The 15,313-nt window shown below is 52.7% G+C and carries 11 protein-coding genes and 1 pseudogene; 6 read left to right on the top strand and 6 right to left on the bottom strand.

Annotation, left to right across the window (positions count from 1 at the left end; translation table 11 throughout):
* The first annotated feature begins 72 nt into the window (after window positions 1-72).
* Together WJM45_RS07880 and WJM45_RS07885 are read left to right on the top strand one after the other, a co-directional pair.
* A pseudogene (locus WJM45_RS07880) lies at window positions 73-980 on the top strand (site-specific integrase).
* Window positions 977-2,122, top strand: coding sequence for an IS91 family transposase (locus tag WJM45_RS07885; RefSeq protein ID WP_341325984.1), 1,146 nt, complete (start codon window positions 977-979; stop codon window positions 2,120-2,122). The pseudogene WJM45_RS07880 and the gene WJM45_RS07885 overlap by 4 nt, the downstream one beginning before the upstream one ends.
* A gap of 300 nt (window positions 2,123-2,422) precedes the next feature.
* Here the strand turns inward: WJM45_RS07885 and WJM45_RS07890 are convergent, their stop codons facing one another.
* Window positions 2,423-3,109 carry a hypothetical protein gene (locus WJM45_RS07890; protein WP_341328411.1) on the bottom strand — a complete coding sequence of 229 codons (687 nt, stop codon included), beginning with the start codon at window positions 3,107-3,109 and terminating at the stop codon, window positions 2,423-2,425.
* A gap of 104 nt (window positions 3,110-3,213) precedes the next feature.
* Here WJM45_RS07890 and WJM45_RS07895 point away from each other — a divergent pair, with 104 nt between their 5' ends.
* A complete protein-coding gene (locus WJM45_RS07895; RefSeq protein WP_341328412.1) occupies window positions 3,214-3,402 on the top strand; it encodes a hypothetical protein in 189 nt (62 codons plus the stop codon).
* A 137-nt stretch (window positions 3,403-3,539) separates the two neighbouring features.
* Here WJM45_RS07895 and WJM45_RS07900 read toward each other — a convergent pair whose 3' ends face one another.
* From WJM45_RS07900 to WJM45_RS07920, 5 genes are all read right to left on the bottom strand, one after another.
* Window positions 3,540-4,730 (bottom strand): zinc ribbon domain-containing protein, encoded by a 1,191-nt coding sequence (locus WJM45_RS07900; protein WP_341328413.1) that lies wholly within the window; start codon window positions 4,728-4,730, stop codon window positions 3,540-3,542.
* Window positions 4,731-4,742: 12 nt separating this feature from the next.
* Window positions 4,743-5,165, bottom strand: coding sequence for a zinc ribbon domain-containing protein (locus tag WJM45_RS07905; protein ID WP_341328414.1), 423 nt, complete (start codon window positions 5,163-5,165; stop codon window positions 4,743-4,745).
* A gap of 154 nt (window positions 5,166-5,319) precedes the next feature.
* Complete coding sequence (locus tag WJM45_RS07910) at window positions 5,320-5,892, bottom strand: GTPase (RefSeq protein ID WP_341328415.1); 573 nt, start codon at window positions 5,890-5,892, stop codon at window positions 5,320-5,322.
* Between the two features lie 12 nt (window positions 5,893-5,904).
* Entirely contained in the window at window positions 5,905-6,798 is an 894-nt protein-coding gene (locus WJM45_RS07915; RefSeq protein WP_341328416.1) for a GTPase, read from the bottom strand.
* A 244-nt stretch (window positions 6,799-7,042) separates the two neighbouring features.
* Window positions 7,043-8,509: a hypothetical protein gene (locus tag WJM45_RS07920; protein ID WP_341328417.1), complete on the bottom strand. Its 1,467-nt coding sequence runs from the start codon at window positions 8,507-8,509 to the stop codon at window positions 7,043-7,045.
* A 318-nt stretch (window positions 8,510-8,827) separates the two neighbouring features.
* On the opposite strand from WJM45_RS07920, the gene WJM45_RS07925 reads away from it, so the two are divergent.
* The 3 genes from WJM45_RS07925 to WJM45_RS07935 all read left to right on the top strand — a co-directional run bounded on the left by WJM45_RS07925 (window position 8,828) and on the right by WJM45_RS07935 (window position 15,310).
* A complete protein-coding gene (locus WJM45_RS07925; RefSeq protein ID WP_341328418.1) occupies window positions 8,828-10,510 on the top strand; it encodes an FAD-dependent oxidoreductase in 1,683 nt (560 codons plus the stop codon).
* 79 nt (window positions 10,511-10,589) lie between these two features.
* On the top strand, window positions 10,590-13,109 hold the full coding sequence (feoB, locus tag WJM45_RS07930; RefSeq protein ID WP_341328419.1) for a Fe(2+) transporter permease subunit FeoB: 2,520 nt from the start codon (window positions 10,590-10,592) through the stop codon (window positions 13,107-13,109).
* A gap of 212 nt (window positions 13,110-13,321) precedes the next feature.
* Window positions 13,322-15,310, top strand: a complete 1,989-nt coding sequence (locus WJM45_RS07935; protein ID WP_341328420.1) for a cation-translocating P-type ATPase — start codon at window positions 13,322-13,324, stop codon at window positions 15,308-15,310.
* Window positions 15,311-15,313: the final 3 nt, after the last annotated feature.

Below are 15,313 nucleotides of genomic sequence, written 5' to 3' on the forward strand. Positions count from 1 at the left end.
ACGATAAAATGTAACCTCACGCCCTCATTATACGAGGGAACATTCCACGACGAATCATGAGGTTACACAGCTATGACAGCATCATCCGCGTTCGATTTCAAGCAAAACTATCAAACTCATCTCAAACACCTGAAACTCAAAGGGCTTCAGCCGAAGACGGTCGAGGCCTATTCCCGGGCCATTCGGCGCATCGGCACGTATTTCGATGAACAAATCCATGATTTATCCGAAGCGCAATTGCTCGAGTATTTCTCCGATTTGCTGGCATCCCATTCTTGGAGTTCCGTGAAGCTGGATCTCTACGGGCTCAAGTTCTATTATCAACATGTGCTGCGCAAGCCTTGGGCGCATTTGGATTTAATCAAGCCGCCGAAGGGTCAGCGCTTGCCGGATATCGTCACGGTTGCAGAAGCGCAGCGTTTGTTTATGGTAACCCGCTCGGTAAGTTACCGGGTGTTCTTTTTCACGCTCTATAGTCTGGGATTGCGCCTCGGTGAAGGCTTGCGGCTTCAGGTAGGCGATATCGATGCTGAGCGGCAGCGTGTCCATATTCGGGATGCCAAAGGCAACAAGGACCGCTTGGTACCGCTGCCGGAAACGACATTGGTTTTACTGCGCCGCTTTTGGCAAGTGCACCGCAATCCGGTGTTGCTGTTTCCCAGTCGCCAAGGTGGTCCGAAGTCGGCGCATGCGGCCACTACCCCACTCGATCGTGGCGGCGTGCAAGTGACTTTGCGTAAAGTCGCCGAGGAATGCGGTCTAAAAAAAAGATCACTCCGCACTGTTTACGTCACAGCTATGCCACACACCTGATTGAAGCCGGCGTCGACCTGCTTGAAGTTCAAAAAATTCTCGGTCATCACAGTATTCTGACTACCGCACGTTATACGCACTTGACCGACGATACCGACCGCAATGCCGGTCAACTCATCAATGCCTTGATGGACGGCTTTGTTATCGACTGGGGGAAAGTCCAATGATTCTTCTCTCATCCATTATTTCGACCTTCGAAGCCGAGTTGCGGGAACAGTACGCGGGTTCGCTCTTACCCAGCCATTTGAATGCGCTGGCCGCCATGAAACAGTGCCGCACCACGCACAGCCCCGTGATGCAAGCGCAATGCGAGGACTGCGTTCACCAAGACTTCATCCCGCACTCCTGCGGTCATCGCCACTGCCCGCATTGCCAACAGCACGAGAGCCAGCAATGGCTGGAGCGGCAACTCAAAAAACAGGTGCCGGCCGAGTATTTCCTCATCACCTTTACCCTACCGAAGGAGTTCAGAGTGCTGGCCTGGCAACAGCAACGCACCCTGTACGATTTGATGATGCGCTGCAGTTGGGAGACGTTGAATACGTTTGCTCAAAACGATGCGCAATTAAAGGGTCGCGCCGGGGCGATCTCGGTGCTGCACACCCATTCTCGCCGGCTCGACTACCACCCGCATGTGCACGTCATCATGCCGGCCGCCGCCATCGATACCGAACGACGACTGTGGCGAACCAAGACCGGTAAGGGCCAAAGCAAAAAGCCCAACCCAAGTCAAAGCGGCACCGGCTATTTGTTCAATCACAAAGCCCTGGCCAAAGTGTTCCGCGCGAAACTGCTCGACGCCATCAATCATGTAGGCTTGGCACTGCCGGAACGGTATCCCGAAACCTGGGTCGTCGACGTCAAGTCGGTCGGTAACGGCGACAAGGCGCTGGTTTACCTGGGCCGTTATCTCTACAAAGGCGTCATCCAGGAAAAGGACATCATCGCCTGCAAAGACGGCCAGGTGACCTTTCGTTACCAAGACAGCAAGACGAAACAGACACAAACCCGAACCCTACCCGGTGCCGAGTTCCTGTGGTTGATGCTGCGTCATATTTTACCGAAAGGCTTTCGGCGGACGCGCAACTTCGGTTTTTTGCATCCCAACAGCAAACGCTTGATCAGCTTGTTGCAACTGCTGCTCGGTGTGAATCCGAATCAGGACTTGGCTTGGCTGAAAAAACGCCCGGCACTGAAGTGCCCGTGCTGCGGCGGCGATATGCGCATCGTGAAAACGCGGATACCGAAGGTCTACGCTATCCCGTTAAGTCGATCAGACCATAATCCACAGGTCGCTTCGGTTATGTAGACGACCCGCACATTCTTCGGATGGGTCAGCATCGGCATTCGGCTGCCGAGGACATCGCGCGGCCCAAAATCAGGCTATAATGCGCCTAAAAGCGCTGTCTTTGCGCTTTTGTAGCGGCAAACGCAACGGTTTCAAGCTTATTGAGGTGTCGCCGCTCGCAAAAAGCCGCGGCACCTACAAAACGCCAAAAGCTATTTTCATATATAAAGCATCCAACCTACTCTGAGTCAACCGGGCCGGGCTTGTCCAACAAACGGTTAGATTTTGGTTCGCGTTGCTCACAAAATCTAACCTTATTCGTTAGATTGCTTTCTCGTTATTGGTGTATCCCTTAATGTACGTCGCCACGAAGAGCGCCACACATGCTGCGATATTTACAAAGGCACCCCACTGTATAAGGTTAAAGAAGTTCGGTGCGTTCCTATTCCTTCCGGCAAACGAACCAACAAAATCATTGGCCTGGTTTAGTCCTGAGAACAAGTCGTAGTACTGGAAGAACAGTATTCCAAGTACGACGCCCCCCAATATGCGTGTGTACAATTTTGTTGCACCACCATAGAAGAAAATAGCCAATACAATCAGCAACATGAAGAGCAGCTTGCCAGTTCCATCGTTGATAAGGCTGCCTTTACCTAGAAATGGTATTTCTATTACTGGGAAGAATAGCGAAATCAAAACTGCTATTGCTGCTAAAAGCCCCAATTTGTTGTGCATACCATTACCGAACAAGGCGCTTATTTTTTGTCCTAACCCTGAACCTTGAAAGTCAGATAATTTTTCCGCGAAGTTTCCTGAAATGCTTGGGCTGCTCAGTGCATATATTTCAGACGCAACGTTATCTTTAGCTACGAAGTCGATTTTTGCGCCTGTGCGTGGAGCACCATTCGACTTCCAGTCACTATCAGCGAAGTCAAATCTGTCACCATTCTCACTCCTAACAACCCCCTTTTTGGTTGATTCATCAAAATGAAGTACTGTACCTTCCATTTTTTCTCCTTTTTTGTTGTGTAAATTAATCTAACGCCAAAATCACCGGCCCGCGATAGCGGGTCAGGTGAATTTTATGGTTATGCGAATTACTGGAACTAAACATGAAAAAACAAATTGAAACAATAGTTTTAGAAAACAAAACTGGACAACGCTTACGAATATACAAAGTTGAAAACTCAAATTCATTTTGCATCGGCTTAGAAGATGATAGCGATCATTTTGAGTTCGAAGCTGGTGATGCAGAAGAGATCACAAATGCGATAGACGTTGTTGTTGATTCATTTGCATAACGCCAGCGTAACGGGCCGGTTTGGAGCGTCAGCGGAAAACCGGTCACGTTGACGCAATCGTTAGGCCAAATGCGTGATTAAGATCCTCATATTTTTCAAAATCAACGACACTGCCCCCACTGATTCTCATCTACATTTTAATCGACTGGACTGTTAGTGACTGATCCATCAGGGTAATGAATAAAGCCGTTTTCATCTTGCCAAGGCTTCCTTTGCAATTTATTTTTAAGTTCATCCTCTCCATTGGGTCTGGCGTTCGGATTATCATCGATAATATCACCCATCATTTTTTTCTTTTCGTTATGTTGTGCAGGTGCTTCCCCAGGACTTTCTTGACTTGTCGACTGTGTTACGTCTGTGCTAATCATTGGTGAGTGTGTGGCTTGCTTAACTTCACCATTAAAAAAAACACTAGCCGCACCATCTTTTTTTACAATGAGCTTATTTCCATCGGATAAACTCTCTATATTTTCTGAACAGCCATCTATCTCCACTTTTCCCGTTACCGATTCTGTTTTACTGTCAAAAGCTATTGCATACGTTGTTGCTGGACAACTGGCGCCTCCTTCTCCAGTTGAAACAATCAGCACATATTTCGTTCCAAATGAATAGGCTTTTTCTATTGCTACATAACCAGTTGCATCTGGATATTCAACAACATATTCAAGAATATTAATCACGCCTGCTCGTGATAAATAATTTATGGCATTCCCGTATTCTAGTGGCTGCACGGAAAATGTGTCTCCAACCGCACCATTAGACACAATCAATTGCTCATATGACATTATTGGAGCTGCCGGGACGGATTCAGCTAATATCCGATATGAATCTGATTGTTCAGAATGCTTTGAAGCTGTAAGTGACCAGTTGGTATCAAACTCACCATTAATGCGGTGCTTCATCCGGTCTTCGATCACACCGATGGCGATGCCCAAAATAAGACTCGCAACCATGATGATCCAGCCAGCGAGGCTCCATTTTTTCTGCACACGGTTGAAGTGCTCAACGCTGGGCCATGCCTTGTTTCTCCATGCCCACTCGCGCCCCTTGAGGCCGAGGATCACCATCATGACGAGATTGACCAAGGGAATCAGGGCCATCAGTCCGATCCAAGTTTTGTTGAAGATAGCCCATACCCAGGAAAGCCAGAAAGCGCCCCATGACCAACCCTTGATGCCTTCTGGCAAGGCGCTAGCAGGCAGGCTTGCCGCTTGGGGTGGGACGGATGTGCTAGCGGCAGCCAGAGTTTGCTGCGCGCCGCAATGGGGACAGTTGTGAGCGGATGAGGGGATTTTCTGGCCGCATTGCATGCAAAAGACGAGTTCCAAAAGTAATTCTCCTTATTCAAGTGAGAGACCAAACAGACTGAGGATGAGCAAGAGGTTGATGCCGCCGATGACAAGGCTGGCAATCACCATGCCGCGCCCGCCGCGTTTCTGCACGAGGCTGACGATGCCGAGCACCCCTGCCGGCAGGCCGAAGACGAGGCCGCTCGCGGCGCTGTTTGCTGCATCTTCGGCGAGCTTCTTCTTGAGCGAGTGGCTACCGAAGGCGGATTCGATCTGGCTCAAGGTGTTGAGCGTATCCATGTCGCCGAATGTGGCTAGAAGCAGCAATAACGTGAGGATGGAAAGCACGAGGGCGGTGACGGCCATCCAGATTGAGGGGCTGGGTGCTCCAACAGGTTGGAAGTTGAAACCGCACTGGGGGCAGAAGCGGGCGGATTCGTGCAGTTGTTTGCCGCAGGATCGGCAGTAGATCATTGTATTAGCTCCTTTTTCATGGTGCTTGTAAGTGAATGCAAACAGAGAGAGGGGAATCTGGAGACCCCCAACAACAAGGGTAACTTGACGGCGAAAGCGTAGCGACGATAGGAGCGCAGCTTTTGCCGTTCAAGTTGACCCGCTGGTTAGGTCGCTACGATTCTTCACAGAGCGCTTCCGTGATAACAGAAGCATTTGGATGCCAACCAACTTTCACATTATCTATCAGAATGTACTTATTAAAACCGGTAAACGATGCATTTCCTCGCACTCTTCTAAGATAGTCTTCTATCTCACAAATTCGAGCGTTTGCTGCCTCATTAAGTTTTGACATTTCGACCTCGGCGCAGAATGTAAATACCAGCCAAGCATTTCTCCAAATTGATGAGCCTAATTGCTCCGTGATAAGACGTAGAGTTTCCTTGTCCTCAGCTCGAAACCTAGTATCATCGAGGCGTGAGAGAAAAAGCGCGGTGTCAATCGGATTCTCTGCAATGAATTCTCGGATAATCTTCAGATATTTAAAATCGGTTTCGCGGCAATCATCGGCGAGACCCGGTGTATCGATCAGACACAAAGGACCATACTCTGTACCGTGGGAGTAAGTTTCAGCTAGTTTTGTGCATGCCTCATATCGGTTGCAACGCGCCAATTCCACTCCAAACGAAGCATTTACAAAGCTCGATTTCCCTACACCTGTTTTCCCAACGAGAAGAAACCGCTTCACGAAAATTCCCAATTAGTCCCATAACCATGCAACGAGCCCGACAGTAGCTCCAATAGTACCGCCGATTGCGGCACCGACCGGACCAAACGCTGCGCCAATGCCTGCACCAGCGGCAGCCAAGCCCGGGATAACTTTGGCATCAATTTGTTTTTTAACTTCACGCTTCTGCTCGGGGGTGAGTTTAATTCGCGCCTCTGTCCCAGGCTCCTTAGGCTTCACACTGCTTGTAGTGGCGAGCAGAAATGGTGCAGCTCCAGATTTCGAGATGCGCTGCCAGATTTTGGTATAAAGCTCGCCGAGCCACTCGGTTCCGTTAGGTATCGTGTGTGAATGATTGTCCACCGCTACTGACGGAATTTCAGACGCGATAAGCTCCTCTGAATGCCTAGCAATTTCTTTCCGAATCAGATCAGTTCTCTTCATAAAAGCTTCTTCATACTTGTCAGCGCCAACCTTACACGCGAACGTGAAGACAATAATGGCATGTTCCCATACATGCGGACCAAATGCCTCTGAGATCAGCTTAATTCCTCGCTTTTCATCGGAAGACACTCTCGTTTCATCCAAGCGCGTAACAAACCATAAGCAATCGAAATTCCTTATCTTGGATTTAATCATCCCAAGATATTTTTCATCATTTTCCGCCTCCTCTATGTCATCGCAGAGTCCAGGCGTATCTATAACCGTAAACTTAATCCCGTTAAGCTCCGAATCGTAGGTCTCAACGCTCATTGTTGTAGCTTCGTAGTCACCTACCCGAGCGACATCTTTTCCAATAAGGCTGTTAACCGTGCTGGACTTACCAACACCAGTTCTACCCGTTAGTAGAAAGGACAATCGACGATCTTTTCCTCTCTTCAGTTTTTCAAGCAAATTCTCAGCAAGTGTCTTTGCTTCTGCGTTCATTGTCTGTCTCCGGTGTTGTTGTTCGATGCCTTCCAATGTTTACCTAACAAGTCATTGTCCCGACCGGGCTAACATACGGCATTTCCTGCTCAATTGTCAATAATGCAGCTTCAACGCTAGTTTTTCTAAACCGTATAGCCTGCATTTATTCATGACAAACCGATCGGGATAATTCCAAAGCCATGTTTTGAATAACCAACTCAAACGACAGTTAAACATCTAAATTTGGGAGTAGATACGGATATCATTTTTCCTGAGCTATCAATTGTTCCAGTAAAAACGCATCGTCGAAATGTCTTCGGCCGACGAAAGCTATCGCATGGCTGCCCCATTGACGCATTGCGCCGGGGCTCGCGACGCCGAAAGGCCATAACAAGAATCTTTCGGCCCTTCGGCTGACCTCGATAATGCCTTCGGGCCCGAATAGATTGCGCCGTTCGTTGTTGCCGATAGGCAGCGATCGCAAGTTGTCGTAAGGTTTGAAGCGATACGGCGCGGCGTTTGCGGCATCGGCTACCGTTACCTGCTGCAGATAATGCGTTCTGTTCGACAAGCGTAGCAGCAAGCGTGTTTCGTAGGGATTAACCGATATTCGTTTCGGCGATAACACGGCTTCCGTTCCGTCTGCGTTTGGCAATGCTATGAAGCCGTTTGCAGGAAACAGTTTGTAATAACAACCGCAGGCATGAATGCTGTCGTAGGCGATCGGCAGGCCCTTGCTGCTCAATGTCACGCGCCAAATCACGCTGTCCAACTCGCCGCCGTAAAGATCGAACGTCCCCGTTTTTTCGCGCGCCGGCATCCAGACTTGATAAATCAACTGCAACAAATTTTCGCCGTGAAAACGTGTATAGGAGTGTTTGACGTAGACTGTCGGTTTTTCGGTGTCGATCGACGGTTTGCCGTCCGCATCGAGCGTCACGGTGCCGATTAGATCGGTTTCGTTGCGCGTGTCGATTTCCCAGACCGGTGCGAATTGCGCGAACAGGCGATCAAGCAGTTCTGTTTCGAACAGCGGAATTTGCAGCGGGTTGCGGTAGGCTTTGGCGAATCTATCGGCCGCTTCTTGCTGAGTCATCGACGCAGTTCGGGGCGGCGCGTAGCGGATTAGTTTGCCGGATACCGGAATTTGCTCGATCGGCAGTTGAAAGGGGGCGTTTAATTCTCTGTGCAAGTCGTCGAGCGCAACCCCGGCGAACCAGCGCAGCAGCGGGTAGGCTCCGGCAACTCGTTGCCAAGTTCGGTAATTGTCGGGCACCTCGACTCGATCGGCTAATTCGGTTTTATTAAAAAAATCCGAACCGGCCAGCGCGAGGCCGCATTCGTTGAGCCTTTGCCGAAACGACGAACCCGCCGGCAAGCCGGAAGTTATGACGGCGGCCGCGTCTCGCGGTAAATTCGCGAATTCCGCCAATCTCGCGTTCTCATCCAGTTGCCGCATTTGTTCGAGCCACTGCGCATAAGCCGAATCGGACATTGCAGTACCGGCAAATGAAGCAAAAAATCGATTGCCGCGAAGATAGGGAAAGCCGGGAATCCGCATTTCTCCGGTATCTTCGGCGTCATTTGCGAAAACGGCATCATCGAGCTCTTGGTAAAATTGCAAACAAGTCGCTTGCTGTTTGCCCCGCGGTGCGATCAAAACGGCGTCGGTCGAGACACAGCCCGTTATGAATAGACATGACAATAAGGCGATTCTCATTGCGGGCATCGTGGCAATCCTTGGGGAAAACGGTTGTGAAAGATCATTATTGTATCCGATTTTCCCAGTCGGCTTAGATACGCCCAGTTTGTATCTTGTAAGGAATAGGCCCCGATCAATCGTGAGCATGCCGGCCGCCGGAGACAAACTTGTTCCGTAAGGCTCATGCCGGCTCGTTATATAGTGTTCGCACATCGAATTTCGGCAGTGCCTGAGTCGGCGATAAAGATTGGGGCAAGGCCAAAGAGCATTGGCGCGAATCGGTCGAGAAGCTGCTTTTCAGAAATGTCTCACAATTCTATCCTTTTTCTGCTAAGGTTTTTGATTATGAATTTAAACAAAAAACGTATACTGATCGTCGGCGGCGTGGCCGGCGGCGCGACTTGCGCGGCGCGGGCGAGACGGCTTTGCGAAACCTGCGACATCGTCGTTTTCGAACGAGGCCAGCACGTTTCGTTCGCCAATTGCGGCCTGCCTTATTTCGTCGGTGACGTGATCGACTCCGAAGCCAAGCTGCTGGTGGCCAGTCCGGATTTGTTCGAGCACCGTTTCAACATCGAAGTCCATACCGAAACCGAAGTCACGCGCATTGATCGGCAAGCGCGGACGATAGAAGTGCGTGATTTGAAAACGGATACGTACCGCGAAGAAGCCTATGATGCCTTGGTTTTGGCGACCGGCGCCCAGCCGATCCGTCCGCCCTTGCCGGGCATCGATCTGCCGGGAATCTATGTCTTGCGCAATATTCCGGATAGTCGAAAGATCAAGGCCGCCACGGCTCAGGCAACGCGCGCCCTGATCGTCGGAGGCGGTTTCATCGGGCTCGAAATGGCCGAGAATCTGGTGGCATTGGGACTCGACGTCACGTTGCTGGAATTGGCAGGCCAAGTGCTGCCGCCGCTGGATGCCGAAATGGCCGGCTATGCGGCGGAGCGTTTGAGAGACAACGGCGTCGAATTAAGGCTCGGCGAAAGCGCCGTGTCGTTCGAACGGCATCCGGAGCGCGGTTTGATCTTGCACACCTCGAAAGGCGCAAAGCTCAACACCGATCTGGTCATCCTGGGAATCGGCGTGCGTCCCGAAGCCACGCTGGCTCGGGAGGCCGGATTGGAACTGGGCGAGCTCGGCGGAATCCGGGTCGATCCCTACATGCGGACGAACGATCCGGCGATTTGGGCGGTCGGCGATGTCGTCGAAGTCAAAAACCGTGTCACCGGGCAATGGCAACTGGTCCCGCTGGCGGGGCCGGCGAACCGGCAGGGACGGGTTGCTGCGACGGCAATCATTCATGATTTCTCTTGCGGAGAAAAAGAAGCATTGCCGCCCTTGGTTTTTGACGGCGTGCTGGGAACCGCCGTCTGCGAGGTTTTCGGGCTCACCGTTGCTTGTACCGGCGCCAGCGAAAAACTATTGAAGCGGCTCGGCATCGAGTACGAGAAGGTCTATTTGCATCCCGGCCACCATGCCAGCTATTTTCCCGGTGCGAAACCGATACATATCAAACTGCTGTTTTCGAAGACGGACAACAAGATTTTGGGCGCGCAAGCCGTCGGCGAGAAGGACGTCACGCGGCCGATCGACGTCATCGCGACGGCGCTGATGCAAGGAGCCACGATATTCGATCTGGAGAATCTGGAGCTTTGCTATGCGCCGCAGTTCGGCGCGGCCAAAGACCCGGTCAACGTCGCCGGCATGTTGGCCGCCAACCATCAGCGCGGCGATTTTCCTTTGGCGAACTGGGACGAGCTGGAGACAACCACGGCCTTGTTGGTCGATGTGCGCAGCGCGGATGAATATGCCGGCGGTCATGTTCCGGCTGCGCAAAACTTACCGCTGGAATCGTTACGCGACCGCATTCACGAGTTACCGAAGGATCGTGATATCTGGTTGATCTGCGGTGTCGGCCAACGCGCTTATTATGCGTATCGTCTGTTGACGCAAAACGGATTGCGGGTCAAAGTATTGTCCGGCGGCATGAAGACTTACTCGGCAAGAAGGCGGGCGATGTAAGCTGACGAGCTAGCTGATTCAGCAAAGGCATTGGCGTTTTTTGCGTTTTATCAAGGAACAAGGGTGGCTTTTAATGCACATGACTTTGAGCGATATGAAAGCGGGCGACTGCGGACGCGTCGTGGGTTATGACAAAAGCTTCTTGCCTTACCGGCAGAAACTGCTGGCGATGGGTTTGACACCGGGCACCGAATTCAAAATTATGAGAATCGCGCCGTTAGGCGACCCGATTGAAATCAGAGTGCGCGGTACCGATCTCAGCGTGCGCCCGGATGAAGTTGCCGGCTTGAGAATCGAGCGTCTGGACAAGGTGCCGCCGGCCCTGAAACCTGTCTTGCAGAAACAAGAATACACCGTCGCCGTCATCGGCAACCCCAACTGCGGTAAAACCACGCTGTTCAATGGTTTGACCGGTGCCCGTCAGCATGTCGGCAATTGGGCCGGCGTGACCGTCGAGCGCAAGAGCGGCTCTTATCGGTTCGATGACAAAACCGTCAAAATTGTCGATTTGCCCGGCATCTATGCATTGGATGTGAGCGGTACGGCCACGGCGCTGGATGAAAAAATTGCCAGGGATTACATTCTTTCGCGGCAGGCGGACCTGATCATCAATATCGTCGATACATCGCATCTCGAACATAATCTCTATCTGACGACACAACTGTTGGAAATGCGGTTGCCGATGCTGGTGGTGTTGAATAACATGGACGACGCGACCGGCCGCGACATCAAGATCGATAGCGACGAAATAGCCCGCCGCCTCGAATGTCCGTTGGTTTCATTGGTTGCGACCCGAGTCGATGAGGTCAGGGCCTTGAAAGCGGCGATCAACCAATGTCTGGAGCATAAAGTGTTGTCGCATTCGGTGATCGATTATCCGCTTGCGATTCGGGAGGCGCTGGATCGACTCACACCGATGGTCGAGCAACAATTGGACAACCGTTACGGCGATGCGCGCTGGTTCGCCGTCAAATTGCTGGAACAAGACGCTTTTGCGCTCGGCCATGCCGATCCGTTACTGACCGAGACCGCGAAACAACTGCGCCGGGCGATCGAAGACCAAGCCGCCGAAGAGACGGATCTTTTGATCGCGGACAGCCGCTACGGTTTTATCGGTCTATTGGTCAATGAGACGCTCACGCGGCAGTCCGAGCTGGGCAGGAACCTTTCCGACAAGATCGATCATGTGATATTGAACCGTTTCTTGGCCATACCGATCTTCTTCGGCGTGATGTATTTGATGTTCACGTTCACGATCAAGCTCGGACGCGCGTTCAAGCCGTTCTTCAACGACCTGACTCAGGCGGTTTTCGTCGATGGCATGGGGCATTTCCTGATGCTGCTCGACAGTCCGCAATGGCTGATCATGCTGATCGCCCAGGGTGTCGGCAACGGCATCCGGGAAGTGGCCGCGTTCGTTCCTATTCTCGGTTTTCTGTATCTGTTCATTTCGGTATTGGAGGAGTCGGGTTACATGGCCCGCGCGACGTTTGCAATGGACCGTTTGATGCGCGTACTGGGACTGCCCGGCAAGGCCTTTGTGCCGATGATTCTGGGTTTCGGCTGTAACGTGCCGGCGATGCTGGCGACCCGGACCTTGGAGAATCCGCGCGGCCGGTTGCTGAGCATCCTGTTGAATCCGTTCATGACCTGCGGCGCTCGGCTGGCCGTATTTACCTTGTTCGCCGCAGCTTTTTTCCCGGACCACGGCGGCTTGATCGTATTCATGCTTTATTCGATAGGCGTGTTCTTCGCCGTGCTGACCGCATTGCTGCTGAAGAACACGTTTCTGAAAGAGGAATTTTCGCTGGTGATGATGGAAATCCCGAATTATCACGTTCCGAAGCTAAAAAATGTATTGATTAACAGTTGGACCCGGGTCAAGACCTTCGTCGTGCGGGTCGGAAAAATCATCATCACGATGGTCGTGCTCTTGAACATACTCGGTTCGCTCGGGACGTACGGCGGCTTTAAACCGAACGACATCGAACATTCGGTGCTCAGCGCCGCGGGACGTTCGGTGACGCCGGCGTTGGCGCCGATGGGTATCGACGAAGACAATTGGCCGGCGACGGTCGCGTTGTTTACCGGTATCCTGCATAAAGTCGTCGTTATCAGCACGCTGAAAACGATCTATGCCGAAACCGGGCAGGCGGCTTCCCCCCGGCAGGTTCAGTCCTTCGACTTGGGCAATGCGGTAGAACGGGCCTTCATGACCATCCCGATGGGACTGAAAAAGATGTTCGGTGCCGGCCCGGTCAGCCAGTCGGCCGGTCAGGACCCGTTTGTCGCGGCGCTGCATCGGTATTTCGACGGATCGATCGGCGCGTTTGCCTACTTGCTGTTCATCCTGCTTTATTTTCCTTGTATCGCGACTTCGGCGGCCGCCTACCGGGAATCCAGTCTCGGCTGGTCGTCGTTCATGGTACTCTGGTCTACGGGATTGGCTTATCTGACCGCGACGCTGTTTTATCAGTCGGCGACTTTTAGCGAGCATCCGGAAAGCTCGGCGGCCTGGCTGGCCGGGATTGCGATGATCGCCGTTGCGGTTGTGTTGGTGTTTCGTTATTGGGGGAAACGCCGGCAATCATCGATCTGAGACTTCTAGCTCCGTAGGGTACGCTGTGCGTACCATGGCAACCCCACCGGCGTTCCCTGGTTCCCACGGTCCTCCGTGGGAACCGATACCGGCTTTAAGAGTGGCACGTTGTATTTAAGCCCGGTATGCATTCCCACGCAGGAGCGTGGGAACGAGAGGATGTCGGTTTACGCTGACGCTAACCCGGCCTACATCTGATAAAGGGCATAAACATGATTGATAAAACCTATTTCGACAAAATCGATGCGGAACTGCTGAAGATCAGTCCGCGTCAAGACATCATGCTGCTGCGCGTCATCGCGGCCGTGATTCCGGTTGTCTTGTTCGGCTTGGATGCGCTTTATGATTTGCCGGTCTTGTATTGGCTGGGCATTCCCTTATATCTGTTCTGTTTGGCGCTCTATCTCGAAAGCCTGTTGAAAAGCGTGTTGTTCTTGCGCAAGGTTTCGGCGGAACTGCTGATCGTACTGGTCATGACCGTGACGCTGATCGATGGCGCGCCGTTGAGCGGGGCGATGGTCGCCTGGTTCATCGGCCTGGGGTTGTACATCTCGTTCACGATCATCCGGAAGAACCGGGAAAAGATCGAAAGCCTGATTCAGGAGGGCAAAAAGACCGCCCGGATGCTGCAGGACGGCGACATCGTCGAAGTGCCGATCAACCAAATTCGGCTAGGCGCCACGGTGCTGATTCCGAAAGGCGCAATGGTTCCGATCGACGGAATCATCATCGAAGGCGCCTCGGCGATCGACGAATCGACGATTACCGGCGAACCTTTTCCGGTATATAAGGAGACCGGGGCCAGCGTGACATCGGGCACGCTGAATCTGAGCGCGCCGCTGCAGGTCAAGGCCGATAAAAATGGGGACGATTCGTTTCTCGCGGTGATCACTCAGGAAATCGAAAACAGTCTGGAGAACAAATCCGATCTGCAGCGGCGCGCCGATACCACGGTGCAGATTCTGTTGCTGTCGGTTACGGCCTATGCTTTTTTGCTGCTCTACATTACCGGCAGCCTGCATTTGATGGCGACGGCGCTGGCGGTGGTTTGCCCTTGCGCCTGGGCGCTGGCGACGCCGACCGCGTTCGCCGCCAATATCGGGCGTCTGGCCCGCTCGAATATTCTGGCCCGCGGCGGCGAGCCGCTGGAAAACATGCAGGACATCAAAACGCTGATTCTGGATAAAACCGGCACGGTCACGTTGGCCGAACCCGAGGTCAGCCGGGTCATCGAAATGGGCCTGACGACACAGCGCCTATTGGAACTGGCCGCATCGATCGAATCGCGTTTCGATCATCCGATCGCGCACTCGATCGTCAATCATGCGAAAAAGCAGGGTCTGAATGCCTTCCTGCCGGTCGAGAAAGCCGAGGATCTTCCGGGCCGAGGCATCAAGGCCCGGATCGAAGGCCGGGAAATTCTGATGGGCAGCGCCGAAACGCTAAGTCTTCAGGACATCGAATTGCCGGCTATCGACTATACAGGCCGTGCAATCTGGCTGGCGGTCGACCGCGAAGTCCAGGGAGTCATCGTCATTCGCGATATCATGCTGTCGGAAATGCGGGGCTTGGCCGATACGATCCGCGCCTGCGGCATCGAAAAGGTCGTGCTCGCGACCGGCGATAACGAAGAACAGGAGGCCAAGCGCGTGGCTGATTATATCAACGCCGACGAGTACTATTTCAATTGCAAGCCGGACGACAAAACCGCGCTGGTCAAAAAATTTCAGGAACAGGGCAAAGTGGCGATGGTCGGCGATGGCGTCAATGACGCGCCGTCTTTGGCCGCCGCCAATGTCGGCATCGCGATCGGCGGGCACAAGAACGTCAATCTGGCGATCATTTCATCGGATGTCGTCATTCTCGGTCACGATGCTCAGGATCTGGTTACGATCTTGCGGCTCGGTCATAAAATGGGCGGAATCATCCGGCAAAATTATCTGTGGGCCGTCAGTTTCAACAGCGTCGGCCTGGCGCTGGCGACATTCGGCCTGCTCAATCCGATCTTTGCCGCGCTGCTGCATCATGTCAGTTCGGTGTTTGTCGTCGTCAATGCGGGGCGCTTGTATTTTACCGGCATCGAGCAATCGCCGGTCGGTCCTATGTTCAGAAAAATGGATGAGCTGACAGGACGCGATCAGCACTGCGAACCCGAGCGCTTGCGCTCCGATTCCGACGTGGTCGCTGAGCAGGAGTCCTGAAGG

Source organism: Methylotuvimicrobium sp. KM2, from assembly GCF_038051925.1.
Classification (GTDB): Bacteria; Pseudomonadota; Gammaproteobacteria; order Methylococcales; family Methylomonadaceae; genus Methylotuvimicrobium.

Excerpts from the sequence above, each read along its gene's own strand:
- WJM45_RS07885 (WP_341325984.1), top strand. The coding sequence starts at position 977 with ATGATTCTTCTCTCATCCATTATTTCGACCTTCGAAGCCGAGTTGCGG.
- WJM45_RS07890 (WP_341328411.1), bottom strand. The coding sequence starts at position 3,109 with ATGGAAGGTACAGTACTTCATTTTGATGAATCAACCAAAAAGGGGGTT.
- WJM45_RS07895 (WP_341328412.1), top strand. The coding sequence starts at position 3,214 with ATGAAAAAACAAATTGAAACAATAGTTTTAGAAAACAAAACTGGACAA.
- WJM45_RS07905 (WP_341328414.1), bottom strand. The coding sequence starts at position 5,165 with ATGATCTACTGCCGATCCTGCGGCAAACAACTGCACGAATCCGCCCGC.
- WJM45_RS07915 (WP_341328416.1), bottom strand. The coding sequence starts at position 6,798 with ATGAACGCAGAAGCAAAGACACTTGCTGAGAATTTGCTTGAAAAACTG.
- WJM45_RS07920 (WP_341328417.1), bottom strand. The coding sequence starts at position 8,509 with ATGCCCGCAATGAGAATCGCCTTATTGTCATGTCTATTCATAACGGGC.
- WJM45_RS07925 (WP_341328418.1), top strand. The coding sequence starts at position 8,828 with ATGAATTTAAACAAAAAACGTATACTGATCGTCGGCGGCGTGGCCGGC.
- feoB (WP_341328419.1), top strand. The coding sequence starts at position 10,590 with ATGACTTTGAGCGATATGAAAGCGGGCGACTGCGGACGCGTCGTGGGT.
- WJM45_RS07935 (WP_341328420.1), top strand. The coding sequence starts at position 13,322 with ATGATTGATAAAACCTATTTCGACAAAATCGATGCGGAACTGCTGAAG.